Raw genomic sequence first — 26282 nt, forward strand, 5'->3', positions numbered from 1 at the left:
ATCACGTCTCCGATAGAATGCTGAGACTTTTGTGCCAGACTTAGGCGCGCTGCGCGGTCACAAACGCGTGTTCATCGCGTGCAGTCAAACACTGCGCTTCTTCAGCACATAGATGTCCATGATCCAGCCATGATCTGCTCGTGCTTTGGCACGCGTATCCAGGATCTGTTGGGCGACCAGATCCAGCGGACCGTTGATCAGCAGCTCTTCTTTCATACCCACATACGCGCCCCACCAGATGTCGAATTCCGCCATCTCAAGGGATTGAAACGAGCATTCTCCATCTAACATAACCGCTACTTTTGAGCCGGTTGCGGGCCACCCTTCATCTCTAATGCGGCGGCCTGTTGTGACGACATAAGGCGCACCCAGATCATTGATCGGGATCGCATGGGCCGCGGTCAGCGCTTGCAAGGCAGTAATGCCGGGGATCACTTTCGTGTTGGGTTTGGGGTCCAGCCGTGCAGCGATGCGCAGCGAGCTGTCGTAGAGCGACGGGTCCCCCCAAATCAGCAAGACCACATGTTGTGCCGTTGGGTGGGTATCCATAGCCTCTTGCCAGCGCAGGGCAATGGCATCGTGCCATTCGTCAACTCCGCGCAAATAGCCATCGTCCGCGCGGCGTTTCGGGATATCGAAATATGCGATCTGGGGCGTGGTATCGGTGACTTCTGCAATGATTTCCTCGCGTAGCCCAGCCAGATCGGCTTTATTCTCTCCCTTTCGCGGGATCAGAATCAGATCCGCCGCCCGGATCGCCTGCGCCCCTTGAAAGGTCACATGATCGGGGTTTCCCGTGCCGATGCCGATCAGGCTCAAGTCAATCATCTTCGAACTCCGCCAGCGGGCCATACAGGATCAACGCCGGAGCTTTGCCAATCTCAGATTTCAACTGATCCGCCAACGCGCCGATGGTAGCGCGCTGCAGCTTTTGATCCGGGGTCGACACGGATTCAGCCATCAACGCCGGAGTGTCCAGTGGCAGGCCATGGGCGTTCAACGCTTCAACCAGCAGCGGGAAGGTGCGCTTGCCCATGAACACAACGGTGGTCGCTTGAGAATCCGCCAAAGCAGTCAGGTTCAGATCGTCCGGAAGTTCACCGCTGACGTCGTGACCGGTGACAAATTGCACCCGCCGCGCGGTCAACCGGCGCGTCAGTGGAATGCCTGCCGCCGCTGCTGCTGCGATGGCAGAGGGGATGCCGGGAATGATTTCATAAGCGATTCCAGCTTCACGCAGGGCCACAAGCTCTTCTTCCAGACGTCCGAACATGCCGCCATCGCCAGACTTCAGCCGCACAACGTGCTGGCCGGTCTGGGCATAATCTACCAACAACCGGCTGACATGGTCCTGTTTGGGCGAGGGGCGACCAGCCCGCTTGCCGACACCCACAAGATCCGCATCCTCGCGCGCGTGGCTCAAAATGGGCCCGCTGCTTAGATCGTCGAAAAGAATGGCATCCGCTTTTTGCATCCGGTCCACGGCCTTCAGCGTCAGCAGTTCCGGATCACCGGGGCCCGAGCCGATGAAAGAGACAAAGCCGCTCATGCCGAGGCCTCTGCGATCAGGTGAAAGAAAGTGCCGGTGACGTTGCCGCGCACCGAGCCCGTCTGCGGGCCTTCTGCGCCTTCGGCATCAAACACACGCGCAAGCGGGGCATCAGGTTGGTCCACAATCGAAGAATAGTGGAATTCGTGCCCGCGCAGTGCAGCGCCTTCAGCAAAACCGGGCATCTGTGCCAGCAATTCAGCCTTGCGGTAACCAAGGTTGAACTTGCGCTTTTGATACGACGTCACCAGTCCCAGCAAACCCGCCATTTCATGCCGTGCGCCATCCTTGTCGATCAGCGCTGTCCCAAGCGCCATATAGCCCCCGCATTCCCCATGAACCGGCTTGGTCTCGGCATGTTTGCGCAGACCCGTCAGGAATGTGTTCGCTGCCGCCAGCGTTCCGGCGTGCAACTCAGGGTATCCACCGGGCAGCCAAATCAGATCGGCATTCGTCGCCGGGGCTTCATTTGCCAGTGGCGAGAAAGGCAGGATTTCGGCCCCAGCCGCGCGCCAGCCTTCCAGCAGGTGCGGATAGGTGAACGAAAAGGCCGCATCCCGAGCCAGAGCAATCCGCTGAGCAGGAGGGCGCGGCAGCGCGGCTGACGATGGCCCGCCGGGGCCTGTGGAAGCCGCCCGCTTGATCGCCTCAAGATCAACATGTTCGCGCAGAAACGCCGCATAGCCAACGATTGCGCTTTCCAGATCCGGATGCTCAACGGCCTGGATCAGACCCAAATGCCGTTCGGGTAGGGTCAGGTCACCCCGGCGCGGCAACACGCCCAGCACCGGCAATCCTGCGCGTTCCATGCCCAGTCGGGTCAAACGCTCGTGCCGGGGGCTGGCGCAGCGGTTCAGGATCACTCCGGCAAAGGGCAGATCGGGGTTGTACATCTTGAACCCCAACGCCGTGGCTGCCGCCGATTGCGCTTGACCGCCGACGTCCAGAACCAGAACCACAGGCCACCCCATGCGCGCAGCGGTTTCAGCACTTGACCCGTGGCCCAGTTCTCCGGGTTTGGCGACACCATCGAACAGCCCCATCGAACCTTCGGCCACAACGATATCCGCGCCCTCGGCCTGCGCTGAAATCGCGCTCAGCAAAGGATCGCCCATCGCCCAGCTGTCCAGGTTGAACGAGGCACGGCCCGCTGCCGCCCGATGGAACGCAGGATCAATGTAATCCGGCCCGCTTTTGAACGGTTGCACGGTCAGACCATCCTCAGCCAGCGCCCGCAACAGGCCCAGCATCACCGTTGTCTTGCCGGTGCCCGACGACGGGGCCGAGATCAGAACGCCTGGGGGATTAGTCATCGCCATGGCTCCAGCTGGACCACGGGCTATCCGCGCTTTGAGGGCGGTAGCGGCGGTCATAGGTCTTGGAATACAGGCAGCTTTCGTCAAAGCCTTCGCCCGCCAGCGCCGGGCCGACCATGATCAATGCAGTGCGTGAGATTTTCTCGTCCAGCGCGTCTTTGAGTGTTTCCAACGTGGCTCGAATGATCTGCTCGTCCGGCCAGCTGGCGCGGTAAACTACGGCTACCGGGCAATCTGCTCCATAGGCTGGTGTCAGATCGGCGATCACCTTGTCCAGATTGCCGATCGACAAGTGAATGGCCAGCGTCGCCCCTGTGCGCGCGAAGTTTTCCAGCGTCTCGCCTTCGGGCATCGAGGATGCTCGTCCCGGCGTCCGGGTCAGCACCACGGATTGCGCCAGACCCGGCAACGTCAGCTCCGTACCCAGCGCAGCAGCGGCAGCGGCAAACGACGGCACGCCCGGTGTGACGCTGACCGGGATGCCCATCTCTTTCAGGCGGCGGATTTGCTCACCCATAGCCGACCAGACCGACAGATCACCCGAATGCAGGCGCGCCACATCCTGACCCACTTTATGGGCCGCGTCGATCTCGGCCATGATCTGATCCAGATCCATGGGCGCGGTGTTGATGATCTTTGCGCCCTCGGGACAGTGGCTCAGGATCTCTTCGGGCACCAGTGAACCAGCATAAAGGCACACGGGGCAGGATGCGATGATATCGCGCCCGCGCAGCGTCAACAGGTCGGCAGCGCCCGGTCCGGCGCCGATGAAATGAACGGTCATGTTTGTCCTCCGATGGCTATGGCGCAGGTCGCCAGCCGGTCGTCTGAAATCTGTCTGGGTGAGAGCAGCCGCGCGCCCAAGCCAAATAGCTTTTCGGCGGCGGCCAATGCGGATGCTTCGGCCACGCTTCCGGTGCCATAGGTGGCACGGCTGCGGGTCGAGCAGGTGAGTGTGCGTTGCCCGGCCAAATCGGCTGCGGCAATGAAATGCACGGGCAGAGACACCTCTTCTGCAAAAGATGTCAGTGCTGAATGGCCTTCCTTGTCGGTTACAGTCGCCAAGGCTGCCACATCATGGTTCGCAGTCGCCGCGTTAAATGCTTCACGCAAGCTATCTTCTGTTGCAGCAGAGGAGAAACCGAGGCCAGCAACGATCATAGCGTTACGCTCCACTGCACCACCGGATAGGCGGATTTCCAGCCGCGCCTCTGTCCCAGCGGGGCGGAATGTGCCAGTTCTATCCGAAGCAGGTCACCGCCCAAGTCTTCGTGCCAACGTGCCAGCAGGGCCTCGCTTTCCAATGTGACAGCGTTGGCTACAAGGCGCGTGCCTTTGGGAAGCGCATCGCGCAGCCACGCCAGCAGATTGGCGCTCAATCCTCCGCCGATGAAAACGACATCCGGCAGGTCGACACCGGACAGCGCTTTTGGTGCGGTTCCGTGTACTACATTCAATCGATCTTGCCCCAACGTATCTGCATTTCGGCGGATTCGCTCAGCCCGGTCGGCACGGGGCTCAATACACGTCGCGGAAAGGGTCGGATCACACATCAGCCATTCGATGCTTATTGAACCTGTGCCGCCACCGATATCCCACAGATGTTCGCCCCGTTGCGGGGCAAGCGCTGAGAGGGTCAGCGCTCGGATGGGACGTTTGGTGATCTGCCCGTCGGTTTCAAAGATGTCATCGGGTTTGCCAGACGCTTTGGACAGCGCAGGACCTGCGCCGGTGACGTCCAGGCCAACGCAGACGGGGTGGTCGAACGTGCCAGGAAGGGCCTCGGTCAGAGTGACGGTTTGAGAGTTTTCGCGCGGGCCGCCCAAAGCCTGCATCACGTGCAGGGAAGAATCTGCAAAACCGGTTTCAGTCAGGTATGTTGCCAGTTCCGCCACAGCCTTTCCGTCGCGCAACAACAGAATCGCGCGCAGACCCGGGGCCAGATGGGGGCGCAGCCGGGTCAGCGGCGCGGCGTGCAGGCCAAAGGTCAAAGTGCTTTCCAAGGGCCAGCCGAGCCGGGCAGCGGCCAGCGAAAAGGTGGATTGGCCGGGCAGGGCGGTCCATTCACCGGCATCGAAGTTGCGCGCAATGACAGACCCCGCGCCAAACCAGAACGGATCGCCCGAGGCCAGAACTACAGTTTGCTTTCCGCGCAGCCCTTGCAGGATCGGCAAACCATCCGAGAAGGGCACCGGCCATTCAATGCGTTCCGCCCCGGTTTCGGGCAGCAGTGACAGGTGGCGTGGTGGCCCCATGATCACTTCGGCCCGGTCCAGCACTTGACGGCTTGTTGGCGACAGGCCATCAAGCCCATCTTCGCCCAGCCCCAGAACTGTCAGCCACGGAGCATCAGACATGACCAACCTCCTGATCCCCGATGTGCTGATCCTTGGCGGCACGACCGAGGCCAACGCCTTGGCTAAAACCTTTTCGGAACAACGGATTACGGCCGTCTATTCCTACGCGGGACGAGTGGAAGCGCCACGCCCGCAGCCTTTGCCAGTACGTGTTGGCGGTTACGGCGGGTCGGAAGGTCTGGCAGATTACATCCGCGACAACGCCATCACTCATGTCGTGGACGCAACCCATCCGTTTGCGGCCCAGATGAGCCGGAATGCGATCGAGGCGTGTCGGGCAACGCAGACGCCCCTGGCCGCGCTGACCCGCGCGGCGTGGACGCCGCAGACCGGCGATAACTGGCATCACGTCCCTGACATCGCGGCGGCTGTCGATGCACTGTCCGGGGACGCACAGCGGGTTTTCCTGGCCGTTGGCCGTATGCATCTTGAGGATTTTGCAGCCCAGCCCCAGCACATTTATCTGCTGCGTCTGGTGGATGACACCGACAGCTTGCCCTTGCCGAATGCCGAAGTTGTCGTTGCCAGAGGGCCCTTTACCGAAGCCGACGATCGCGAGCTGATGCAGCGCCATGGGACGCAGCTTGTTGTCTCCAAGAACGCAGGAGGCACCGGTGCGCGGGCCAAGCTGGACGCGGCGCGCGCATTGGGCCTGCCTGTGCTGATGATCGACCGCCCGGTTCTGCCACAACGGACCGAGCTTACGACTGTCGCTCAGGTTTTGGACTGGCTGTCTCATCCCTGATCCTCATCAGGGGTGAAGCGAGGGGTGTACACGATTGGTGCGCCTTTGCGCTCGATCACGCGGGTGCGGGACGAACCCACAATGACCACTGTCTGCATATCCGCCATCTCGGGTGTGGCTTCGGCAAGCGTCGAAATCCGGATCGCCTCGTCCGCCCGCGAAACCGCGCGAGCGAACATAATCAGGCGCTCGGGCTCACATTCGTCGCGCAGGATTTCGAGTGTTTTTACAAACCCTTCCGGGCGAGACTTTGAGCGTGGGTTGTAGAAGGCCATCGAAAAATCGGCCTGTGCCGCCAGACGCAACCGCTTTTCGATTAATGACCAGGGTTTCAAGTTGTCGCTGAGGTTGATGGCGCAGAAATCATGCCCCATGGGCGCACCCGCCCGCGCAGATGCGGCCAGCATCGCGGTGATACCCGGCAGTACATCGATCTGAAGATCGCGCCATTCTGCAGGGCCGCTCTCCAGCGCCTCAAAGACGGCTGCGGCCATGGCAAACACACCGGGGTCGCCCGAGGATACGACAACAACTTTCTTGCCCTCAGCTGCCATTTGCAATGCATGTTGAGAGCGGTCGATTTCGACCCGGTTATCACTTGCGTGCAAGGTCAGGCCGGGGCGTTCGGCCACACGGGCCACATACGGGATGTAACCTACCACATCGGTGGCCTCTTCCAGCGCCGCAGTAACTTCTGGTGTCACCAGTGCCTCATCACCCGGTCCCAACCCTGCAATCTTGACCCAACCGCTCATGGCCGCCGTCCCTGGCCATGCACCACGATGATCGAGAAATACGGGGTGATCTTTTCGCAAGCCTCCGACAGTTTTGTCACCGTCTGGTTCGGCATTTGCGCGTATTCGACGATCCACGCCCGGTCATAAAGACCTGAGGTTTTCAAGGCCCGCTTCACCTTGTCGATGTTCCGCCCGATCTTCATCACAACCAGCGCATCGGTCTGCGCCATACGCTCGGCCAAAGTGTCTTCCGGCAAGGTGCCAACCAGCACGGTCAGTACGTCATCACCCCATGTGATCGGGTCACCTGTCGCGGTCCACGCACCGGACATGCCGGTGATTGCAGGCACAACCTCCACCGGAGCTTCATGGCGCAACCGGTTGTAAAGATGCATGAACGAGCCATAGAAGAACGGATCGCCTTCGCACAAAACCACAACGTCCTCGCCCTGTTCGGACAGTGTTTTCAGATGGGCAGTGCAATCCTCGTAGAACGCGGCCAGCAATTCATTGTAACGTGGGTCCGTGACGGGGATCTCGGTGGTTACGGGATATTCCATCGGAAATTCCACCGCACCTTCAGGGATCATTCCGTTGACGATCTTGCGGGCCTGACCGCTGCGGCCTGGCTTACGGAAGAAAGCCACGTGCTTGGCGTTGCGCAACAGGCGATCCGCCCGGACGCTCATCAGGTCCGGGTCGCCGGGGCCAAGCCCCACGCCATATATCGTGCCCATGCTCATTCTGCCCGGCTTGCGATGGCGTTGACGGCTGCCACGGTGATGGCGCTGCCGCCCAGACGACCTTTGACAATGCAGGACGGCACCGGTTGTGCCTCCCACAGGGCATCCTTGGATTCTACCGCGCCGACAAAGCCCACGGGGCAGCCAATGATCGCGGCGGGGCGCGGGCAATCAGGGTCTTCCAACATGTTCAGAAGGTGAAACAGGGCCGTCGGTGCGTTGCCGATGGCGACCAGCGCGCCTTCCAGATGCGGCCGCCACAGTTCCAGCGCAGCAGCAGAGCGGGTGTTGCTCATCTCGGCGGCCAAAGGGCGCACGCGTTCATCGTGCAGGGTGCAGATCACTTCGTTATCGGCGGGCAGCCGGAAGCGGGTCACACCTTCGCTGACCATACGCGCATCACACAGGATCGGTGCACCGTTTTCCAAGGCCGTGCGGGCAGCCGTCACAAAACCAGGCGAGAAATGGACGAACTCTTCCAGCCCGACCATGCCCGCGGCGTGGATCATCCGGACGGCGACCTGCTCTTCATCGGCATCAAAACGGGCCAGATCAGCCTCGGACCGGATGGTGGCAAAGCTTTCCTTGTAGATCGCCGCGCCATCGGTTTCGTATGTGTAGGGCATCAGGTGAAGTCCATAGTCATGAGTGTTTCGGGGTCGAGCCCGCGCTGGCAGGGCTCATCCCCTGCGCGGCCCTGTTTTACAAGATCAAATCGTCCGTTTGCGCCCACCAATGTGATGTCGGCAGGCCCCATCCGGGCACAGCCCTTGGCACAGCCCGAGACATGCAGGCGTCCGGGTATGCGCGCAGCCAAGGCACGGGCGATGTCGCGGGTTTCCACCTGCGCCTGCGGGCAGAACGGTGCGCCGGGGCAGGCGTCGGTGGTCATCAGCGGGTCAGAGGCGTCCGTGACAAACTCTGTTGCGGGTATCGCCGCCCCGCCTTCCAGCAGGATCAGCCGCCACGGCGTGACACGCAGGGCAGCCGCGCCGCTGTCGTCAATCAGATCATAAAGTTTGCGCGCAGGCAGCGATCCAAAAGCTGCGCCGTACAGCGCGCCCAGATCACATGGGCCAGGTTGCAGTTTTGAGCCGACGGGACCCGGCGCATGCCCTTGCCATTCCTGCGGCAACGAGTCGATGACCCGCGCCATGCGGCGAGTTTCGGACGTGTATGTCTTTGAAAACCACATGGCTAACGCGATCGCATGATCAATGGCGTCGGCCTCGGTCACGGGCCGCCCGGTTTCGCAGCCATCGGCGCGCAGGATTAGGCCGTCAACGCCTGTTTCCAGACGAATATCCGCTGAATCCGCGTTCAAAAGCCGCGCGGGTCCGGTGTCGATGGCAAAACCGAACTTGGCGGGCAGGGCAGGCAACTCTGCCAACCGGTCGATCAGTTCCTGGGTGAGGCGCGCAGTCAAATCACCGGCCTGATACAGCGGTGTGACCAGAATATTGCGTCGCACCTCGATGCCGGGTTCCGCATCCAGAAGGTTCAGCGCTGCAAGCTCCTTAAGCAGCGGCTGATGGTCATAGTCCTCCACGCCCCGCAATTGCAGATTGGCACGGTTGGTCAAGTCGATCGACCCGTTGCCAAACCGATCTGCAAGGTCGCACAGACCCAATGCCTGATCCGCTGTCAGACGCGCCAGCCGGGGCCGGACCCGCACGACCAACCCGTCGCCGGACATCATTGGACGATGGGCACCGGGGCACCAACCCTGCACGATAGGAGCGCTCATGTCAGGCCCTCCAGATCCGCCCGGATCGAGTTTCGACGGGTGTTCCAAAGCCCGGCCTCAAGCAACGCGCGGAACCGGTCCTGCATTGCTTGATGGGCCAGGGGATTGGCCTCTTGCAGGAAGGTGTCCACTTCTTCGTTGCCCAAAGTGGCATCGTGGTAAAGATCGAACAGATGTGGTGCGACCGTCCCGGACAGATGGGCGAAGGATGCCATGTGATCAAGCGTCGCCGCGATTTCAGCCGCGCCCCGGAAGCCATGCCGCTGCATCCCTGCGATCCAGTTGGGATTTGCGGCGCGGGCGTGAACGACACGGCTGATCTCTTCCGGCAGGGTTCGGGCGCGGGGGGTTTCGGGGTTTGTGTTGTCCAGATGGTAAAGCTGCACGCTACCTCCGGTGATTTTCTTGGCTGCCGCAAATCCGGCCTCATGCGTGGCATAGTCATTGGCCAGCAGCAGATCGGTTTCGGTCAGATCCTGCAGGTGAACAAAGCTGTCAGCATTGGCCACGCGCTGGGTGATGCCGTCTTTGTCCTGTGCGATGTGTTCGCCTTCCAGCGCGAAAGAACTGGCTTCCAGCCAAGCCTCACCCGCCTGGGCGCGCGCTTCGTCGGTGTAGACTTCGGACAATTGGGTCATGTTGACGCCATAACTCCCGGGCGCCGGGCCGTAGACGCGGGCCGTAGGGGCCAAGCCTGCATAGGGGTTCCAGTCCGGTGCTTCGTCACGCGCAGACAGAGCACGAACGGCTTGGCCGTATAGCGCCGAAAGGGTCGGGAACACATCCCGGAACAGGCCCGACACGCGCAGGGTGACGTCCAGACGCGGGCGGCTGAGATCGGTAATCGGCAGGACTTCGACGCCCGACACCCGTTCGGAACCCTTGTCCCAAACGGGTTTGACGCCCAGCAGATGCAGCGCCATGGCAAATTCTTCACCCGCGGTGCGCATGGTGGCCGAGCCCCACAGGTCTACAATCAGCCCTTTGGGGTAATCGCCTTCTTCTTGCAGATGGCGGCGCACAAGTTCTTCAGCCAGTTTGACGCCCTGCGCATATGCTGCGCGGGTCGGGACCGAGCGTGGGTCGGTAGTATAAAGGTTTCGCCCGGTCGGCAGCACGTCCGACCGCCCACGATACGGAGAGCCGGATTGACCAGCCTCGATCCGTTTGCCCGCGAGCGCGTCGATCAGAGCACTTCGTTCGGCATGGGCCGAAGCCGTTGGGTCAAAATTGCCTGTCACTTCGGGCACGCGACCAAAGATATGTAGCCCGTCACCGAATTGGCTTTCCTTGATGTCACAGACAAAGCGGTCGATCCGGGTGATCGCCTCGGCTGTGCAGGTGGCTTGATCGAGGCCAAGATCGTTTTCCAGCCCGATGGCCTGCGCTTCGTCCCGGATATCTTCTTGCAAACGGTCGCGGCGCTTGGGGTCTAACCCGTCTGCGTTCGAGAACTCATCCAGCAGCGACTCCAACCGCACCATCCGGTCCGGCGTCCCGCTTTCCTTCATCGGCGGTGGGATGTGGCCCAGCGTGACGGCCCCGATCCGACGCTTGGCCTGCGCGGCTTCGCCGGGGTCGTTGACGATAAACGGGTAGATCACTGGCAGGTCGCGGATCAGCGCTTCGGGCCAGCAATCGGCAGACAGGGCCACAGATTTGCCGGGCAACCATTCCAGAGTGCCATGCGCACCGATATGGATTAGCGCGTCCGCACCAAGACCTTTGCGCAACCACAGATAAAAGGCGACATAGCTGTGACGGGGCGTGCGCGACAAGTCGTGATAATCGTCATCGCGCAGTTCCGGTGTACCGCGTTCGGGTTGCAACGCGACCAGAGCTTGACCACGGCGCAGTGCTGTGAAGTGGAACGCGCCATCTGCAAAGGCCGGATCGTCTTCGCATTTGCCCCAAACTGTTTGAAGGTCGGTTCGCAACTGCTCGGGCAGATCGGTCAGCGCTTGCAAGTACTCGTCCAGCGGCCATGAAATCCGGGCGTCCAACAGTGTTTCAGCAATCGGCTCTGCTGGCGCGGTGTCATAGCCCTCGTTCTGTAGATCGCATAGCATCGCCTCGGCAGATGCCAGCGCGTCCAGACCTACCGCATGGGCCATCTGCCAGTCTTTGCCGGGATAGGTCGACAGCACCAACGCTGGGATCTGATCCGCCTTCGGTTTGTCGTTCAGGTGCAGCCAGCCTGATACCCGGTCGATAATGGCTTCGATCCGTTCGGCCTCGGCCCGGTGGGCAAAGCGGGAGTATTCCAGATGAGGATCGCGTTTGCCCGGTTCTTTGAACGAAGCGATGCCCGCCGAAATCCGCCCGTCTACCTCGGGCAAGACAACATGCATGGCAAGGTCGGCAGGTGAGAGACCGCGTTCCGCCTCAGCCCAGGCTTTGCGGCGCGAGGTGGCCAGAGCGACCTGAAACACCGGCACATTGGCGGCATCCAGCGGAGACGTGCCCGACGCGCCTTTGCCCGAAAAGGACGTTGCGTTGATGATGGCAGCGGGGGTCAACGCCCCAAGCGTCTCGCGCAACCAATCGGCAGCAGTTGGCGCTTTGAGCGAAGGCGCGAACAGGCCCACTGCCGCAAATCCGCGCGCACGCAAGCTGCGGATCAGAGCTGCGACTGGGGCAGTGTCGGCCGACGTCAGGTAGGCGCGGTAAAACGTGACGACGATACGTTTTGCGTCGCCTTCGAACGCGGTATCCGTTGGGATTACACCACGATCCGGGCACCATGCGCCGCATTCAGGCAGGGTCTTTGCGCCCATCACCGGCCCGGCATAAAGCCCGGCTGCCAAGGCCATCTGGGCCAATGCCGCTTGCGCCGCGACCTCGCCACCGGTGTCGCACAGATGGGCCAAACGGCGTAGCGTTGAAACGGGCAGGGTGGAATAGTCATCCAGCCGCGTATCTTCGCGCCCATCCGCGGGCAGAATGGCAAGCGCGATACCCTTGGCCTGCGCCAGCGCCAGAACCTGTTGCAAGCCGTAGGACCAGTAAGGCACGCCGCCGATCAGGCGGATCAGAATGCCCTTGGCGCCGTCCAACGTCTGCTCGACATAAGTGTCGACGGACAGAGGGTGTTTGAGAGCGGTCAAATTGGCCAGTCGAAGCGTTGGCATTCGACCCTCGGTTCCGCCGCCACGATGCCAGCCCGCCGCGAAAGCGCCGAGGTCGCTGTCCGAGAAGGACAAAACAACCAGATCCGCCGGGCTTTGGCCCAGATCGGTTGGGGTCTCGGTTTCCTCGAGCCCGTGGCTTTCGCGGAAGACGACGTGCATGGTTTACTCGGCAGCCTCGGTGACGCCCGCGAGGATCGCGTGGATTTCGGCCTCTTTGATGTCGTCATGCTCGGCGATAACAACCAGACGCGAACGGCGCTCTTCCTCTGGTCCCCATGGGCGGTCATATTGGTGACGGACGCGTGTGCCCACAGCCTGAACCAGCAGGCGCATGGGTTTGCCCTGTACTGCCGCATAACCTTTGACCCGCAGGATGTTCAGCTCGGTCGCCAGACGTTCGATCTTGGCGACCAGATCGGCTGGATCGGTTTGTTCCGGCAACTCGACGATGATGCTTTCGAAATCGTCATGTTCGTGATCGTGATGACCGTCGTGGTGCGACGGACGTGCATCCATGTCGTCTTCGGCTGCGGCTTCCAGACCCAGTACAACGCGGACATCCACAACGCCCTCGGCGACTTCGACAACAGGCAGGGGGCGCGGTGCTTCGGAGGCGATGACTTCCTTGGCCTTGGCCACACCTTCGGGTCCTGCAAGATCAGGCTTGGTCAACAGGATGATGTCGGCGCAAGAGATCTGATCCTCAAACACCTCGGACAGGGGCGTTTCGTGATCGATCGAGTCGTCGGCGAGGCGTTGGGCATCGACAGCTTCGACATTCGGGGCAAAGCGACCGGCGGCGACGGCCTCGGCATCGGCCAGAGCGATCACGCCATCGACAGTGATCTTTGAGCGGATATCCGGCCAGTCGAACGCTTTCAGCAGCGGCTTGGGCAGGGCGAGGCCAGAGGTTTCGATCAGGATGTGCTCGGGGCGCGGTTCCAGCGCCATCAGCGCCTCGATGGTCGGGATGAAGTCATCCGCGACGGTGCAGCAGATGCAGCCGTTTGCCAGCTCCATGATGTTTTCCGCAGGGCAATCCGGGATGGCGCAGGATTTCAGGATATCGCCATCCACGCCCACATCGCCAAACTCGTTGACGACAACAGCCAGACGTTTGCCCTGCGGGTTCTGCATCAGGTGTTTGACCAGCGTGGTTTTGCCCGAGCCCAGAAAGCCGGTGATCACGGTGACGGGAAGTTTTTCGAGATTCGACATGTCAGGCTCCAATCGGGGGAATGCGCGAAGCGCAGTTTTTGCGGAAATGTTCAGGGCGCTCGCGCCATTTCACCAGGCCATCTTCGGTGGCCAGATACTTGGTTGCGCCGTCGACGATTACATCGACATGGTCCACTTCGTTCAGGTTTTCGTAAACGAAGGTCCAGCGATCGGGGCCACCGCGCAGCACGATAGAACAGCCCTGATCGCAGTTCGAAAGGCATTCGACAGGTTTCAGGGTGATGCCTTCAGGCAGTTCGGCTTGTTCCAATGCCTGGTGCAGCAAAGTGCCGGGGCGTTGCGCATCGTCTTCGATGGGCAGCCCGCGGCGGCAGGTCGTGCAGACCAGCAGTTCGACCGGTGTGGTCTCAGTCATGTCTCTCATCCCCCCAAATCCTCTTCGCGGGGGACGGGGTTTCAAGCGGGCCACGTGTTGCAACATGGACCCGATACCGGAACACCCCGCCCGGTTTCAACTTCGGGTGTTGGCAGGTCTCCCGGCTTGCGGATGTCAGAGGCCCGGTACGTCAGGGTCCTCTGTCGGATGTCCCGCCTTCCCGGCCTAGGCCAGTGGCATTGGGCACCCTCTCCGGTCACGGTCGCGGGGGCGGCTGCGTTTGGCGGAAGATCCGTTGACGCATTCCCTTTTCATCGGCTCTTGCCGACACCAACGAATGGGTCATGCGGCACCGCTGGCCCGCTTGTCAAGCGCGTTGCGCGTAACATCAGGAGGCGGGTGTGAAAAGCGACCTGTGGTTGTCGTTGGGCGGCATGAATGGTCAGATAAATCCGTGATCGCATGACAGGTACAAGCCAGCAGGGAGAGGCGACATATGAAAGTAGGATTCATCGGGTTGGGAAACGTTGGCGGCAAGCTTTCGGGATCCTTGCTGCGGAACGGTATTGATCTGACGGTACATGATCTGAACGCGGATCTGGTGGCCGCGTTTGTCGCCCTTGGCGCAAAGGCAGCCGAAGGCCCGGCACAGTTGATGCGCGATTGCGATGCGGTCATCACCTGCTTGCCATCGCCTGCGGCGTCAGATGCGGTCATGCAAAAGATGCTGCCCGAAGTGGGCCCCGGCAAAATCTGGATGGAGATGTCGACAACCGATGAGGCCGAGGTCAAGCGTTTGGGGGCCGAGGTGATCGAACGCGGAGGCGCGGCAGTGGACTGCCCGGTTTCGGGCGGGTGCCATCGGGCGGCCACCGGCAATATCTCGATCTTCGCGGGATGTGACCGTGCGACTTTTGAGCGGATTCTGCCGTTTCTGACCACCATGGGACGGCGTGTTTTGCACACGGGTGAATTGGGCTCTGCCTCGGTTTTGAAGGTGCTGACCAACTATCTGGCCACAGCCAACCTGATCACTTGCGCCGAAGCGCTGGTCACGGCAAAGGCGGCGGGCATGGATCTCAACACGACATATGAGGCGATAAAAATCTCGTCCGGTACGTCCTTTGTGCATGAAACGGAAAGTCAGGTCATACTGAATGGTTCGCGCGACATCTCCTTCACTATGGACTTGGTGAAAAAGGACATTGGTCTGTTTCAAGAGGTAGCGGACCGCGCCGGGGTGCCTCTGGAAATGAATCCGGTCATGATCAAGATTTTTGAAGATGGCATTGCCCGGTATGGCGATCGCGAGCTGTCGCCGAATATCATCAAACGTCTGGAAGAGGCGACTGGTTTGGACATCACAGCCCCCGGTTTCCCGCCGGAGATGGAAGATGATGAACCGGAAGAGCCGGGGTATGAGGTTGTCCCGCAAGGCCGGGGCTCGGCGTAGAGGTTCAAGCTAACCTTTCCAACGAAATGTAATCGGCAATCGGGGTGGGCCAGCCCAGAAATCCGGCCCCGATTGCCGCGCTAGTACATAACGTTGATCATCACCAATGAAACGACAAGGAACAGCGCGGTCATGATGCCGCCTGAACGGACGAAATCCATGACCTTGTACCCTGCCGGACCCATGATCAGCGCATTGACCTGATGGGTCGGGATGATGAAGCTGTTCGAGGTGGAAATGGCAACGGTCAGCGCAAAGACTGCAGGGTTGCCTCCGGCAGCCACTGCAATGGACACAGCCAGCGGTACGAGCAGAACGGTGGCGCCAACATTCGACATGACCAATGAAAACGCCGTTGCCAGAACAGCAATGCCCGCTTGAAGCGACCAAAGCGGCCAGCCGTCGAGAATGACCATGATCTGCTGTGCGATCCATGCGGCTGTGCCGGTATTTTGCACCGCCTGTCCCAAAGGTATGAGGCAGGCAAGCAGGAAAACAGTGTTCCATCCAACGGCACGGTAAGCCTCATCCACGCTGAGAACGCGGCTCAGCATCATGCCAGCTGCCCCTGTGAGAAGACAAAGCGAAAGGCGTACGTCGGTAAACAGGATCAGGCATATTGAAATAGCGAAAAAAGCAAGCGCCCACCCGACTTTCTGAGGTCTCAATTCCTCCTGCGGGAAATCGCTTGTGACCACAACGAAATCCGGATCGCGGGTGATCCGCATCAGATTGTCCCACCGCGTGTGTGCGACCAGCATGTCACCAGCATGAAACTTTTCCAGCCCGATCTGAGTGGACTGATGATCATCGGTCTCTACGTGGCTGAGCGTTTCTTCCCCTCTGTGAATAGCCAGAAGCGACATACCGTATGTCTTGCGGAACAAAAGCTCGCGCGGGCATTTGCCGATCAATTTACTGTCGGGGGTAACGACAACTTCGGCGACACCGGCGTTGGTGGGTGCGAACTCCTCAACAAAAACATCCAGATCGGGAAGAACTGTTAAGCCGAATTTCTTCGCAAAAACCTCTACCTCGCCACGCCGTCCGACAATCGCCAGCCGACAAGGGGCTGCGATTTCAGCGGTCAGAACCTGAACCATTGACGTTTTGCCACGATAGAAAGTTGAAATGATGTACAGGTGGTTCTCATGGTTGATATCGGCCAGGATCTGCCCGACCAGCGGGCTGTCTGCAGGCACAACAACTTCGAACACATCTGCCTTTAGCCCGTAGACCCGCTGCAAATACTCTTGTGTGCCCTGACCGGTGCCCGTATTGTCGGCCCCTTCCTGCACAGGAAGAACCCAGCGTCCCAGCAGCAGAAAGTACCCGATGCCTGTCAGGATCAGCACCGCCCCAATCGGTGTTACCGAGAACAGCCCGAACGGCTGCATTTTCTGATTGTCCGGCAAGCCGTCATTGGCCGTTTGGATCAGGTCGTTGAGCAAGATCAGCGGTGAGGACCCCACCATCGTCATCGTCCCCCCCAGGATCGCGCAGAACCCCATCGGCATAAGCAGGCGCGACAGCGGTATGCCCGATCTCGTCGATATCCGGCTGACAACTGGCAGGAACAAGGCCGCAGCGCCAACGTTTTGCATGAAGGAAGAAATGACGCCAACAGTTCCCGAGATGATCGGCAGCACGCGGCTTTCCGATTTGCCGCCGTACTTCAGAATAACGGCCGCAACTTTGTTCATGATGCCGGTTTTGTCCAATCCAGCACCAACGATCATGACCGCAATGATCGAAATGACCGCGTTTGACGCAAACCCATCAAACAGACGCGGCACATCCGCCAGATTTTCTAGGCCGGGTGCGTAGCTTAGCAAGCCGACAAGAACCAAAACCAGTATGGCGGAAAGGTCGATTCTGACGACCTCGGACACAAATAGGAAAACTGTGAAGGCGAGAAGGGCGCAAACGACCCCCATCTCGAAGGTAAAGGCTATGTGTTCCACTAGACGTCCAGAACTTATTACTTATTCTGAAATAAACCTTTAGTTCATCCCGCATTCATTGTCATGAAATTTCGATTACGACCCAAATTTTGACATAATGTTACTCACGCGACTATGTGCATTTAGGCCCCCGCCCATTGCATCTCACTTCAAATACTTGGGTCGTTGCCTCATCGCATGCCTCAGGGCATCAATTCTTGTTTGTTTGGGTTGCGGTTTTAATGAAACCCATATGCCAGGACAATCACGCAAAATGCTACGTTCACAAGCTTCGAAAACTCAATGCTAACGTGGAAACAAGATGTTGTGGAGGCGAGTACCGGAATCGAACCGGTGTACACGGATTTGCAAAATGCCTGACCCAGATGTTCACTTATTAGGGCGTCAACGCGTTCTTGGATGATTGCGTCCAGATCGATCATTTTAGTTTCCTTTAAGTTAGCAAGTGTAAGTCATTGATCACATGTGACTTTTAGCAATTTATCGCTTGCTGGGCCAGCGGATTGTGGCGATGCTGGCCCCATGCCTAGACTGTATAAACATTGGACGAAGGCCAGAGTATTGGCCGACGCGAAACGCTACCGGCACCCCAGCGAATGGAAGCAGGGAAGCCGGGGCGCATACCGTGCCGCTGAACGCGGTGGATACCTCAAACAAGCGACCAAACACATGATCCGGAAGCACCGCTGGACGCCGGATCGCCTGCGGGAAAGCACCAAGGGTTATCTGGTTTACAGCCAGTGGCGTGCCGCTGAACCCCAAGCCTATGCCGGTGCGTTTCGTGCCGGGATGCTGGATGAAATGCGGGCGTTGTTTACGCTCTAAAAAAGCCAAAGGGCCGATGGTGGCGGGTGTGGCTGACCCGAACTGACGCGATCCATCGGTGACGAAAGAAAAACCCCCGACCTGAGTGGGCCGGGGGCAAACAAAACAACAACCCTCAATGCCAAAGGATCGTCAGATATGAATGACAATACACCCACCCCGCAGCAACAGCAAACTTTTGGATGGCATATGTGGGCGTTGCGCCTTGGGTTTATGGGTACCATCCCGGTCATTCCGCCCGGTGCTGAACTACATGAAGACAGTAAGGTTGATCCGGATACCTGCGGCAAGGTGCCGGGGGATTTCTATGCCGGAAAGTGGAACGGCTTGGGACGCTGGCCATCGTTTGTCATGTCGGAATTCATGGCGACCCGGTTTGACCAACTGCACGCCAATGTCGGATTGATACAGGGCCGCGACTGGGTGTCATTTGATGCGGACCTGACCGATCCGGTTCTGGCCAACGCGATCCACCAGCACATCTGGAACCGGGGCGGGGCACAGTGGCCCGTGCGCGTCGGACAGGAACCGAAGAAGCTGTGGCTGTTTCGCGTCGATGGTGATCCGATCAAGTCGATGCAGGTGAACTTCCGGATCGATGACAATCCGGACAACATCCAAGGCTTAGAGATACGCGGCACCAAAACCCAAGTGGTCATTGCCGGAACGCATCCGACCGGCGTGCCGTATCAGTGGTTCAATTGGGACATGATGTCGTTGCACGCGTTCCCGTCCATTAATGCTGAACTGCTGCACGAACTGGTCGAAGAATGCTGCGTCATCATCGAACAGCACGGCTGGAAACGCGGACGCAAAACCAGACACAACAATGCCGACGGCACCGGGTCCGATCTTGGGGCGGAACCGTTCGATCCCGCACTGGTGCCGGAAGTGATGGCGTATCTGAAGAACGATGAACTGTCATATGACGATTGGCGACGGGTCGCGTTTGCGTTGAAGGCGTCATTGGGTGGGAACGGCTTGCCCTACTTCCAGCAATGGTCCGCACTGGCCACTAAGAATGACCCGCTGGCAACGGACCGGCTATGGATGGAAATCGAACCGGACAACAGCGTCGGATTCGGCACGCTGGTCACCTTGGCCCGCGAATGTACCGGGGGCGTATTGCCCGGTAATCTGGACGAACGCGTCAGATTAGCAGCCAAGCTGAAAGGCGCTGTGCAGGCCGGTATGCCCATGGATGGGCAGATACTGCTGCCACCGGGCGTTGACGGCCCTGTGACGGCCCCTGACGCGCCTGCGATGCCGCCCATGGTCCCGGTCAATCGGGAGTTTATGCCGCACGCGGTCAATGGCAATCAGGAAGTCATCATCAACAGCATGGCCAATGTCGTCGCGTATATGCACAACACGCCTGAATGGCACGATTGCTTTGCATGGGATTCCTTTGCCCGTCGGATCATCGTGACCGTTCCATTCCCCGGCATGATCGATCCGGAACCGGGCCGCGCGCTGACCAAGAACGATCAGCAACGCATCCGTGCCGCACTGCTTCGCCATCCCATGTTCCCGCGCATCCAGCAATCGGATGTGGACACCGCCATCACGCTGCGTGCTGAAGACAACCGTTTCGAGCCGGTGCAACAATATCTGACCGGGCTGGTCTGGGACGGCGTACGGCGTCTGGATGGGTGGTTGGTCACCTACGGGGGCGTTGACCCCTCTGGCGGGGCGTACGTCGCGCAGGTGGGCCGCAAATGGTTGATCGGGGCTGTGGCCCGCGCCATGGACCCCGGATGCCAGATGGACAATGGTTTGATCCTTGAAGGCGAACAGGGTGTCGGCAAGTCGTCACTGCTTCGCGCGCTGGTCCCGGTCGATGAATGGTTCACCGACAGTCTGCCCGGTTTGGACAATGAACGGATCGCGGTGAACATGGCCGGTAAGTGGATTGTCGAAATGGCTGAATTGACGTCGATCTTGAAATCAGAACTGGAAGACGCACGCCACTTCATGACGCGCCGATATGATGAACAGCGGACCATGCACACCGAACTTCAGGCCCGGTATCCACGCCGCTGCGTTCTGGCCGGATCGACCAACCGGGATGATTACCTGAAGGACGCAGCCGGTGAACGTCGGTTCTGGATCGTGGAATGCACGCTGCCGTTGGATGTGGCTGGTTTGATCCGCGACCGCGATCAGATTTGGGCCGAAGCGTATCAGGCATATTCGAGTGGTGAAAAGTGGCATCTGGATCGCGACATCGCAGCGCAAGCCAAGATCATCCAGCAGGAACGCGTCGAAGAAGATGAATGGCACGTTCGGATTGCGAATTATCTGGAAGGTCGGGATGTGGTGACGATCCCAGAAATAAAATCTGTGATTGGTGATGATGCACTTATCCCACGCCAACGACCATCAGCGAAAAAGCGGATTGAATCTGTGCTGAAACGGTTGGGTTGGAAGCACACCAAGGGTGACATGAAAGTGACTGACCCCAATCGTGGCAACAAACAATTCCGCAAGAAAGTGTAGCAAATCCGCAAGAAAGTGTAATTTCGATAATTTTCGCGTACAAGAAAGTGTAATGACACTAATTTGCGACGATTACACTTTCTACACACTTTCTTGACACAAATTCACAAGCCTTTTCTTATACTTATTCTTTTTTACAAGAAAATAAATAATAAAAGAGTAAGGTTGCCAGAATAAATAATAAGTAAATTATAAAATTATAAACGGTAGATACAGCGATAATTAGGGTTTGAAATAGTATATATAGGCTGGAAGACTTTTTCGGGTTCACTTTCTTGCAAAGTTGTACGACCGGGCGGTATCTGGGTGTACGGCACCAGATAAGCAGCCGCCAAAAATCCCTAGTCTTTCCATCGATGGATCGCCCGTGGATCACCAGCAGATGATTATCGTATCGGTGACGGATCGATGATTGGATCAGTGATTGGATCGTTATCATCATGCAGCTACCCATCATCACCCAACCCAGCAACCAACAGCGCAACCCATTGATTTTATTTGGTTAATCATTGATCGCTGACGGAACGATGATTGGATCGATCATGTAAGTCATTGATTTTATTGGGAAGGTGTCTGATTTGGGGCGGGGGTGGTCGCAAACATCGTTAAGGGAACGCTTACCGCGACGGGTCGCTAATTTTTACAACAAAGACACAAAATGACCTTTTGGTTTAGTTTGTTAATCCGGCCCGATTATCAAAAATTACAGACCAATATCACTATCAAACTAGACCGAATAATGATCGGTTATTTACAAATTTTGCGAAAGTATTACCATTTGGGTCGATTCACGCGCCAGCCGGTGCGTGTCCTTGTTCAATGGATCGACCATGCCACGCAGACGCCCGCCACGTGATGTTCGAATGAAAGGGATCGCCAATCATGCCAGCCAGTGTGCCCGTCGGAATGAGCCAAGCAAACTTCAACGCAGCCAAGGGCACGTATCGCGAAATGATGATGACGACCGCCCGGTGCGAAACCTGCGGCGTGATCGGAAACCTTAGCGTTTCGTATCTGGGTGATCTGGATGATGCTGATGGGTTCGACCCCGACCATCTGATTTGCCGATGTCGCACGTGCATTTTCAAACGGCGCACCGAACCGATCAAAGTGGTGATGGCCCATGCCGACGTTGCTTGACCTGATGCTGGCCGACGCGGCCCGATGCAACGCAGACATGCGGGCCATCCAGCACGACAATCGCGGCGTTGCGGGCATGACCGTCAGTCAGGTGACCAAGGGTGTCAGCGTCGAAAACGGTGGACGGATCACCCGACGTGCCAGCCGCCTGTGCGACGGCTGCGGGGTAATCCTGCGGCAAGACCATCGATGGAACTGGGGCGGCAACACCTGTTGCAGTCAGCGGTGTCTGGACGACGTGCGCCGCTGGCACGCATGGACCAAGCGCGGCGCGGCGTGACCACCGACCCGGCCAACCCTTCGGAAAAAGAAGGGTTCGACCGTCGAGAAAAATCGAAGGTGACCTTTGGCTTTTTTAAAGCCTAATTCGACCCGCTCTGGGGGTCACTTTCACACCAAGTATGAAAGTTGGGCCACACTTTCCGCAATCAGGCACCCCGGTTCGCGCGAACCGGGGTCGGCATTTCAGCGGACCGTGCAGGTAATTTTCGCAAAATCGGTCTACCCTTCCCGCGCGGGAAGGGTAAGGCATTTCCAGCAAAATTACATCCACACTTTCCGGTATCGGGCACCCCTTCCCGCGCGGGAAGGGGTCGGCATTTCAGCGGACCGTGCAGGTAATTTGGCCACTTTGGCCCACCCATCCCCAATTGGGGATAGCACCCACATTTGGGCCAAATTACATCCACACTTTTCGGTATCGGCCCACCCGTGCCGCGCGGCACGGGTACGGCATATCAGCGGACCGTGCAGGTAATTCGGGCCGCTCTGGGGGTCACTTTCACACCAAGTATGAAAGTTGGGCCGGATCGGGCCGGTTTTGTAACATGTGGGGTCTTCTCTTTTTACGAGAGGATCGACCCGCACAGCGGGCCACTTGCTCTTTTAGGGAACAAGTTTGGCTACCACATCTGGTATGAAAAGGTAATACTTTTTCCATAAATAACAAATACTTGACTCGCACCCCACATATCGTGGCATGGTTGGATCAACCTACAAATGGACCGACCGATGACCCTGACCGTGAAAACAGCACCGACCGCAGCCAGAAAACTGGTGAAGTCCACCGGGTTCATCCGTCGATCACTTGATCAGGCTTCCCGCAGTGAACAGGACAACGTGACCGGTGCCCGTGAAGAACGCATCCGTGTGACCGCCAAGTTCACCGCCGATCTGCACGACGCGCGCCAAGCCATCACCGATACCGAAGCCCGTGCTGCCCAGTACGAACTGGCGTGCCATGTATTGCGGACCGGAAGCATCCCGACATCAACACGACGTCAAAGCGGCATCGTTGCGCACGCAAGCCGCATGGTCCGTTTTGGTGCATCCCAAGCCCAGCGTGACGCCGCAGCCGACCGGCTGACCATGGCCGCAACCGCTGCCCGGTCATCAGCCGACAAGGCCCAGACACGGATGGACGCAGCGGACGCTGATCTGATGGCGACGACCAAATTGGCCGACTATCTGGCGGCACTGGCCAAGCACGACTTCAAGAAAGAACACCCGTTGGTGCGCAAGGCGCAGAAAACCTACACAGCATGGAAGACGATCAGCAAATGACCAATCCATTCCGTAACGACCAGCAGAATCCATATGATCTTCCCGGTGGACCGGCGCTGAACGGCACCCGATCCGCAACCGATCCGAACATGGTCGTTTACGATCCGGTAAGTGATGCGGTCAATCCGGCTGGTGTGGCGCTGATCCAGACCATCATGAAACAGGTCGATAAGCGCACGCTATCCGCCGATGACGTCGCAAAAGCGATGGCAAAATTGGTTAACCCATTGATAAAGCGCATAAATTCGCTGGAAAAAGCGCTTGCCGTGGAAATCAGCAAGTCAGCAGACGCCATCGACAGCGACGTTGGCGCGTTTCTGGACGAAGACGGGCCACTGGATGAACAGCAGTTGCTGGATATGGCCCGCAAGCACGCGAAGATGATGGAAGGGGTGAAACGATGATCGATGTCAAACGGATCATGGATGAACTGCCCCGCAAGGTCAGACGCACCAAGGCGCAGATGGTCGGTGAACTGATTGCTGAAGGCAAAAGCACCGCAGAAGCCAAGCACATTTCCGACGCAGCACACAAGCGCACGTACAAGGCATGGCTGCGTGATTTCGAAGATCAGCACGGGCCGGGATTGGCCGATGCTGCCCGCAGAACCCTAAAGAGGATTGGAGTCCTGTCATGAAAGACCATTTCGATGGCGACACCGCCGAAGATCGCAAAGCGCGCAAGCTGATCGACGCCGAACGCAAAGCGGCCCTTTTCGATGCGGCGATGGCCGAAGCAAAGCAAATCCCGCAGCGGCTGGATCAGGTCAAACAGCTTGCCGCTAAGGTGGAAGAACTGCAACGGGCCGTGTCGCGTCCCGTCACGGTCGAAGCCCGCCTGAAGCAGCCGCACGTGGCCAAAGGGACCGTGCAACGGATCGACCCTGTGTTGGCGGTCGGATCGGCCCTGACAGCCGAGTTTTGCCGCTACGTCGGGCAAAAGGACGTTGACCAGACGCTGCACGAACTGCACCCCGACGAACGTGGCAAACTGCGACGGAAAGCGGCCCGTGATCTGTTGACCAAATCCGCAACCAATCCAGCCACCACGACAGCCATCGGTTGGGCTGCTGATCTGGTGGAATCCGATCATCTGGGTTGGGTCAGCGCACTGGAAACCACGTCGATTTTCGGTGCCATCGTCGCGGCTGGTGGTCGTCCGATCCCGATGGGTCGAAATCACTCGGTCAGTTATGCCAAGCGCAGCCCGATTGATGCGGGTGCAATCGCACAGGCATTCGTTCAGGAAAGCGGCACCTTCCCTGTCAAACAGGCGACCTTTGCGGGCCTGACGTTTAGCCGCAAAAAGATGGGCGTGATCACCGTTGCCAGTAACGAACTGTATAAGGTTGCGGTGGAAGATTTGCGCACCATCCTGCTGGAAATGATCATCGATGACACGTCGCAAATGCTGGACGCCGTGATCCTTGATCCGACCCTGCCCGCACAGGCCAATCTGCGACCGGGTAGCCCGTGGTTCAACGAAGCCAACCGCGCGTCGGCTGGTACCGATCTGGCCAGCATCATCAGTGATCTGTCGTACCTGATCACCGCGATTGACCGACCCAAAAAGCCGCTTCTGATCATGGATACTGGCCGCGAATTGCGGCTGCGCACGTGGCGCGACAACATGGGTTGGGTCTTTGGATCGGAAATGGATAAAGGCACGATCTTTGGCGTGCCGTTCGTGTCCAGCGCATCGGTGCCGACCGATCAAATCTACATCATTGACGCCGACGATTTCATGCACTGGATCAATCCGGCTGAAGTGGACATGTCACAAACCGCCACGGTGGTGATGGCCAATGACTCGGCACCCGATCCTGCAATGACCGCTGAAAACGCGATCACAGAACAGGGTTCGATCCAAGTGTCCGACGCAATTGGAACGTCACCGGCACCCGAACACGCGGCACAGGTCAAGTCGATGTTCCAGACCGACTCGACCGCCCTGCGCTGCGTCACCCCGACCGAATGGGGGATGCTGCACACGGGTCGCGCGGCGTGGGTTAGCGGGGTCGCGTGGTGAGACAGATCAGCCTGACCCAGCACCGCCACAGCACCGAAACAAGCGTCTATGTGGACGGTCAGACCCAGACCGCCACGACGCCTGACCAGATCGGCGCGATACTCGCCAAGGCGGGCGTGAAGCACAGCGATCAGGTCTACTGGTCAAACCCATCGGGCAAGGTGGATCGCCTGTTGGCCGCGCAATTCCTGCCGCCTGTGGATGTGAAGCCGAAGCGGGGTAAACGCCGTGGCTAAGACGTTTGACACTCGACCCAACACGCCGCGATTTACCACGGTCGAACTTGGCACCGTGCTGGAACCGCGCGACCCTGCACCGATCCACAGTTGGCCGACCGTAACGGGCAAGCCTGACCAGATCGTCACCTATGAGGGCGAACGGGTCGGCCAGTGCGGTGCCGATGGCGTTGCGGTCTTTGACGACAGTGGCGGTCGCGAACCCCAACCGTGCGACATTGCCCGTCGCAAGGTTCAGTTGGGCGAATTGACCAGCATCGACAGCGAAGGGAATCTGATCTGATGGCCAGAGTGACACGCACGAATAAGCAAGGCACCAACTTGGGGGTCACTGTCGAACTGAACGACTATGACATTGATCTGCCCGTACCCGGAACACCCACAACCCAGCTTGGAATGAGCCATCCGAACGGGCCAGCGGTCTGGTCGGGCCTATACGTGCTGCAATCGGACCTGACGCCATGACCGCTGTCTACAACAAAGCGGGCGTTTTTCAGCGCGACATGACCTTGCCTGAAGGTCTGAGTTACAGCCGCGTCAAAGGCACCCAGCTTTACCAATTGGGCAAATGGGACGTGAACGCTTTTGCCAAACGATATGGCGGTCAGTGGTGGCCCTATTACGTCCACGCAGACGATCTGCCACCGCCCGAAGCCGCACGCAAAAGGAAACGCAGGAATGCCGTTTGATGGAC

Annotated in this window: 28 protein-coding genes and 1 riboswitch; of the genes, 14 read left to right on the forward strand and 14 right to left on the reverse strand. The window is 58.9% G+C overall.

The annotated features are described in order from the left end of the window. Nucleotides 1-84 precede the first annotated feature (84 nt). The 6 genes from cobF to cbiE are packed head-to-tail and all read right to left on the reverse strand — an operon-like array spanning nt 85 to nt 5222. Complete coding sequence (gene cobF / locus GS646_RS05215) at nt 85-828, reverse strand: precorrin-6A synthase (deacetylating) (protein WP_171186149.1); 744 nt, start codon at nt 826-828, stop codon at nt 85-87. Next, nucleotides 821-1549: a uroporphyrinogen-III C-methyltransferase gene (gene cobA / locus GS646_RS05220; RefSeq protein ID WP_171186147.1), complete on the reverse strand. Its 729-nt coding sequence runs from the start codon at nt 1547-1549 to the stop codon at nt 821-823. Before cobA ends, cobF begins: the two co-directional genes overlap by 8 nt. After that, on the reverse strand, nt 1546-2868 hold the full coding sequence (locus GS646_RS05225; RefSeq protein ID WP_171186145.1) for a cobyrinate a,c-diamide synthase: 1323 nt from the start codon (nt 2866-2868) through the stop codon (nt 1546-1548). The genes cobA and GS646_RS05225 overlap by 4 nt, the downstream gene beginning before the upstream one ends. Continuing rightward, a complete protein-coding gene (gene cobM / locus GS646_RS05230; protein ID WP_171091017.1) occupies nt 2855-3649 on the reverse strand; it encodes a precorrin-4 C(11)-methyltransferase in 795 nt (264 codons plus the stop codon). The genes GS646_RS05225 and cobM overlap by 14 nt, the downstream gene beginning before the upstream one ends. Continuing rightward, a complete protein-coding gene (locus GS646_RS05235; protein WP_171091015.1) occupies nt 3646-4026 on the reverse strand; it encodes a cobalamin biosynthesis protein in 381 nt (126 codons plus the stop codon). Before GS646_RS05235 ends, cobM begins: the two co-directional genes overlap by 4 nt. Continuing rightward, complete coding sequence (cbiE, locus tag GS646_RS05240; RefSeq protein ID WP_171647711.1) at nt 4023-5222, reverse strand: precorrin-6y C5,15-methyltransferase (decarboxylating) subunit CbiE; 1200 nt, start codon at nt 5220-5222, stop codon at nt 4023-4025. The genes GS646_RS05235 and cbiE overlap by 4 nt, the downstream gene beginning before the upstream one ends. Here cbiE and GS646_RS05245 point away from each other — a divergent pair. Beyond that, nucleotides 5221-5967 (forward strand): cobalt-precorrin-6A reductase, encoded by a 747-nt coding sequence (locus tag GS646_RS05245; protein WP_171186140.1) that lies wholly within the window; start codon nt 5221-5223, stop codon nt 5965-5967. The two genes, cbiE and GS646_RS05245, sit on opposite strands and share 2 nt — an antisense overlap. Here the strand turns inward: GS646_RS05245 and cobJ are convergent. Genes cobJ through GS646_RS05280 form a run of 7 tightly spaced genes read right to left on the reverse strand, consistent with a single transcriptional unit; the run spans nt 5958 to nt 13919 of the window. After that, nucleotides 5958-6722, reverse strand: a complete 765-nt coding sequence (gene cobJ, locus GS646_RS05250) for a precorrin-3B C(17)-methyltransferase (protein ID WP_171186139.1) — start codon at nt 6720-6722, stop codon at nt 5958-5960. The two genes, GS646_RS05245 and cobJ, sit on opposite strands and share 10 nt — an antisense overlap. Then, on the reverse strand, nt 6719-7447 hold the full coding sequence (locus tag GS646_RS05255; protein WP_171186137.1) for a precorrin-2 C(20)-methyltransferase: 729 nt from the start codon (nt 7445-7447) through the stop codon (nt 6719-6721). The genes cobJ and GS646_RS05255 overlap by 4 nt, the downstream gene beginning before the upstream one ends. Beyond that, nucleotides 7444-8073: a precorrin-8X methylmutase gene (locus GS646_RS05260; protein ID WP_171186135.1), complete on the reverse strand. Its 630-nt coding sequence runs from the start codon at nt 8071-8073 to the stop codon at nt 7444-7446. The genes GS646_RS05255 and GS646_RS05260 overlap by 4 nt, the downstream gene beginning before the upstream one ends. Then, the gene (locus GS646_RS05265) at nt 8073-9194 is read right to left on the reverse strand and encodes a cobalamin biosynthesis protein CobG (RefSeq protein WP_171186133.1); all 1122 of its coding nucleotides are present in this window, start codon (nt 9192-9194) and stop codon (nt 8073-8075) included. The genes GS646_RS05260 and GS646_RS05265 overlap by 1 nt, the downstream gene beginning before the upstream one ends. Further along, entirely contained in the window at nt 9191-12484 is a 3294-nt protein-coding gene (cobN, locus tag GS646_RS05270; protein ID WP_171647709.1) for a cobaltochelatase subunit CobN, read from the reverse strand. Before cobN ends, GS646_RS05265 begins: the two co-directional genes overlap by 4 nt. A 3-nt stretch (nt 12485-12487) precedes the next feature. Further along, nucleotides 12488-13543, reverse strand: a complete 1056-nt coding sequence (cobW, locus tag GS646_RS05275; protein ID WP_171090999.1) for a cobalamin biosynthesis protein CobW — start codon at nt 13541-13543, stop codon at nt 12488-12490. A 1-nt stretch (nt 13544) separates the two neighbouring features. Next, on the reverse strand, nt 13545-13919 hold the full coding sequence (locus GS646_RS05280) for a DUF1636 domain-containing protein (protein ID WP_171090997.1): 375 nt from the start codon (nt 13917-13919) through the stop codon (nt 13545-13547). Nucleotides 13920-14012: 93 nt separating this feature from the next. Beyond that, nucleotides 14013-14230, reverse strand: a riboswitch (cobalamin riboswitch). A 146-nt stretch (nt 14231-14376) separates the two neighbouring features. Here GS646_RS05280 and GS646_RS05285 point away from each other — a divergent pair. Further along, complete coding sequence (locus GS646_RS05285) at nt 14377-15333, forward strand: NAD(P)-dependent oxidoreductase (RefSeq protein ID WP_171186127.1); 957 nt, start codon at nt 14377-14379, stop codon at nt 15331-15333. Nucleotides 15334-15413: 80 nt separating this feature from the next. On the opposite strand, the gene GS646_RS05290 is transcribed toward GS646_RS05285, so the two are convergent. Next, nucleotides 15414-17270, reverse strand: a complete 1857-nt coding sequence (locus GS646_RS05290) for an SLC13 family permease (RefSeq protein WP_171186249.1) — start codon at nt 17268-17270, stop codon at nt 15414-15416. Nucleotides 17271-17858: 588 nt separating this feature from the next. Between GS646_RS05290 and GS646_RS05295 the strand changes: the two genes are divergently transcribed. From GS646_RS05295 to GS646_RS05350, 12 genes are all read left to right on the forward strand, one after another. Further along, nucleotides 17859-18122, forward strand: coding sequence for a hypothetical protein (locus GS646_RS05295; RefSeq protein ID WP_171647707.1), 264 nt, complete (start codon nt 17859-17861; stop codon nt 18120-18122). A 138-nt stretch (nt 18123-18260) separates the two neighbouring features. Next, a complete protein-coding gene (locus GS646_RS05300) occupies nt 18261-20621 on the forward strand; it encodes a VapE domain-containing protein (protein ID WP_171647705.1) in 2361 nt (786 codons plus the stop codon). 882 nt (nt 20622-21503) lie between these two features. Further along, on the forward strand, nt 21504-21761 hold the full coding sequence (locus GS646_RS05305; RefSeq protein ID WP_171678525.1) for a hypothetical protein: 258 nt from the start codon (nt 21504-21506) through the stop codon (nt 21759-21761). Further along, nucleotides 21745-22041: a hypothetical protein gene (locus GS646_RS05310; RefSeq protein ID WP_171647701.1), complete on the forward strand. Its 297-nt coding sequence runs from the start codon at nt 21745-21747 to the stop codon at nt 22039-22041. Before GS646_RS05305 ends, GS646_RS05310 begins: the two co-directional genes overlap by 17 nt. A 731-nt stretch (nt 22042-22772) precedes the next feature. After that, nucleotides 22773-23324 (forward strand): hypothetical protein, encoded by a 552-nt coding sequence (locus tag GS646_RS05315; protein WP_171647699.1) that lies wholly within the window; start codon nt 22773-22775, stop codon nt 23322-23324. Then, nucleotides 23321-23728 (forward strand): hypothetical protein, encoded by a 408-nt coding sequence (locus GS646_RS05320; protein ID WP_171647697.1) that lies wholly within the window; start codon nt 23321-23323, stop codon nt 23726-23728. The genes GS646_RS05315 and GS646_RS05320 overlap by 4 nt, the downstream gene beginning before the upstream one ends. Further along, nucleotides 23725-23961 carry a hypothetical protein gene (locus GS646_RS05325; protein ID WP_171647695.1) on the forward strand — a complete coding sequence of 79 codons (237 nt, stop codon included), beginning with the start codon at nt 23725-23727 and terminating at the stop codon, nt 23959-23961. Before GS646_RS05320 ends, GS646_RS05325 begins: the two co-directional genes overlap by 4 nt. After that, on the forward strand, nt 23958-25352 hold the full coding sequence (locus GS646_RS05330) for a hypothetical protein (RefSeq protein WP_171647693.1): 1395 nt from the start codon (nt 23958-23960) through the stop codon (nt 25350-25352). The genes GS646_RS05325 and GS646_RS05330 overlap by 4 nt, the downstream gene beginning before the upstream one ends. Next, nucleotides 25349-25588: a hypothetical protein gene (locus GS646_RS05335; RefSeq protein ID WP_171647692.1), complete on the forward strand. Its 240-nt coding sequence runs from the start codon at nt 25349-25351 to the stop codon at nt 25586-25588. The genes GS646_RS05330 and GS646_RS05335 overlap by 4 nt, the downstream gene beginning before the upstream one ends. Beyond that, on the forward strand, nt 25581-25871 hold the full coding sequence (locus GS646_RS05340) for a hypothetical protein (protein ID WP_171647690.1): 291 nt from the start codon (nt 25581-25583) through the stop codon (nt 25869-25871). Before GS646_RS05335 ends, GS646_RS05340 begins: the two co-directional genes overlap by 8 nt. Then, nucleotides 25871-26053, forward strand: coding sequence for a hypothetical protein (locus GS646_RS05345; protein ID WP_171647688.1), 183 nt, complete (start codon nt 25871-25873; stop codon nt 26051-26053). Before GS646_RS05340 ends, GS646_RS05345 begins: the two co-directional genes overlap by 1 nt. Next, complete coding sequence (locus GS646_RS05350; RefSeq protein ID WP_171647686.1) at nt 26050-26277, forward strand: hypothetical protein; 228 nt, start codon at nt 26050-26052, stop codon at nt 26275-26277. Before GS646_RS05345 ends, GS646_RS05350 begins: the two co-directional genes overlap by 4 nt. Nucleotides 26278-26282 lie beyond the last annotated feature (5 nt).

It is taken from the genome of Ruegeria sp. HKCCD4315 (assembly GCF_013112245.1).
Lineage (GTDB): Bacteria > Pseudomonadota > Alphaproteobacteria > Rhodobacterales > Rhodobacteraceae > Ruegeria.

Bases quoted from the DNA above. Each gene is read 5' to 3' on its own strand.
- GS646_RS05245 (WP_171186140.1), top strand. From the start codon at position 5,221: ATGACCAACCTCCTGATCCCCGATGTGCTGATCCTTGGCGGCACGACC.
- GS646_RS05320 (WP_171647697.1), top strand. From the start codon at position 23,321: ATGACCAATCCATTCCGTAACGACCAGCAGAATCCATATGATCTTCCC.
- GS646_RS05345 (WP_171647688.1), top strand. From the start codon at position 25,871: ATGGCCAGAGTGACACGCACGAATAAGCAAGGCACCAACTTGGGGGTC.
- cobN (WP_171647709.1), bottom strand. From the start codon at position 12,484: ATGCACGTCGTCTTCCGCGAAAGCCACGGGCTCGAGGAAACCGAGACC.
- cobJ (WP_171186139.1), bottom strand. From the start codon at position 6,722: ATGAGCGGTTGGGTCAAGATTGCAGGGTTGGGACCGGGTGATGAGGCA.
- GS646_RS05305 (WP_171678525.1), top strand. From the start codon at position 21,504: ATGCCAGCCAGTGTGCCCGTCGGAATGAGCCAAGCAAACTTCAACGCA.
- GS646_RS05350 (WP_171647686.1), top strand. From the start codon at position 26,050: ATGACCGCTGTCTACAACAAAGCGGGCGTTTTTCAGCGCGACATGACC.
- GS646_RS05265 (WP_171186133.1), bottom strand. From the start codon at position 9,194: ATGAGCGCTCCTATCGTGCAGGGTTGGTGCCCCGGTGCCCATCGTCCA.
- GS646_RS05290 (WP_171186249.1), bottom strand. From the start codon at position 17,270: ATGGGGGTCGTTTGCGCCCTTCTCGCCTTCACAGTTTTCCTATTTGTG.
- GS646_RS05330 (WP_171647693.1), top strand. From the start codon at position 23,958: ATGAAAGACCATTTCGATGGCGACACCGCCGAAGATCGCAAAGCGCGC.
- cobF (WP_171186149.1), bottom strand. From the start codon at position 828: ATGATTGACTTGAGCCTGATCGGCATCGGCACGGGAAACCCCGATCAT.
- GS646_RS05325 (WP_171647695.1), top strand. From the start codon at position 23,725: ATGATCGATGTCAAACGGATCATGGATGAACTGCCCCGCAAGGTCAGA.
- cbiE (WP_171647711.1), bottom strand. From the start codon at position 5,222: ATGTCTGATGCTCCGTGGCTGACAGTTCTGGGGCTGGGCGAAGATGGG.
- cobA (WP_171186147.1), bottom strand. From the start codon at position 1,549: ATGAGCGGCTTTGTCTCTTTCATCGGCTCGGGCCCCGGTGATCCGGAA.
- GS646_RS05225 (WP_171186145.1), bottom strand. From the start codon at position 2,868: ATGGCGATGACTAATCCCCCAGGCGTTCTGATCTCGGCCCCGTCGTCG.
- GS646_RS05260 (WP_171186135.1), bottom strand. From the start codon at position 8,073: ATGCCCTACACATACGAAACCGATGGCGCGGCGATCTACAAGGAAAGC.
- cobW (WP_171090999.1), bottom strand. From the start codon at position 13,543: ATGTCGAATCTCGAAAAACTTCCCGTCACCGTGATCACCGGCTTTCTG.
- GS646_RS05255 (WP_171186137.1), bottom strand. From the start codon at position 7,447: ATGAGCATGGGCACGATATATGGCGTGGGGCTTGGCCCCGGCGACCCG.
- GS646_RS05315 (WP_171647699.1), top strand. From the start codon at position 22,773: ATGACCCTGACCGTGAAAACAGCACCGACCGCAGCCAGAAAACTGGTG.
- GS646_RS05300 (WP_171647705.1), top strand. From the start codon at position 18,261: ATGAATGACAATACACCCACCCCGCAGCAACAGCAAACTTTTGGATGG.
- cobM (WP_171091017.1), bottom strand. From the start codon at position 3,649: ATGACCGTTCATTTCATCGGCGCCGGACCGGGCGCTGCCGACCTGTTG.
- GS646_RS05285 (WP_171186127.1), top strand. From the start codon at position 14,377: ATGAAAGTAGGATTCATCGGGTTGGGAAACGTTGGCGGCAAGCTTTCG.
- GS646_RS05235 (WP_171091015.1), bottom strand. From the start codon at position 4,026: ATGATCGTTGCTGGCCTCGGTTTCTCCTCTGCTGCAACAGAAGATAGC.
- GS646_RS05280 (WP_171090997.1), bottom strand. From the start codon at position 13,919: ATGACTGAGACCACACCGGTCGAACTGCTGGTCTGCACGACCTGCCGC.
- GS646_RS05310 (WP_171647701.1), top strand. From the start codon at position 21,745: ATGCCGACGTTGCTTGACCTGATGCTGGCCGACGCGGCCCGATGCAAC.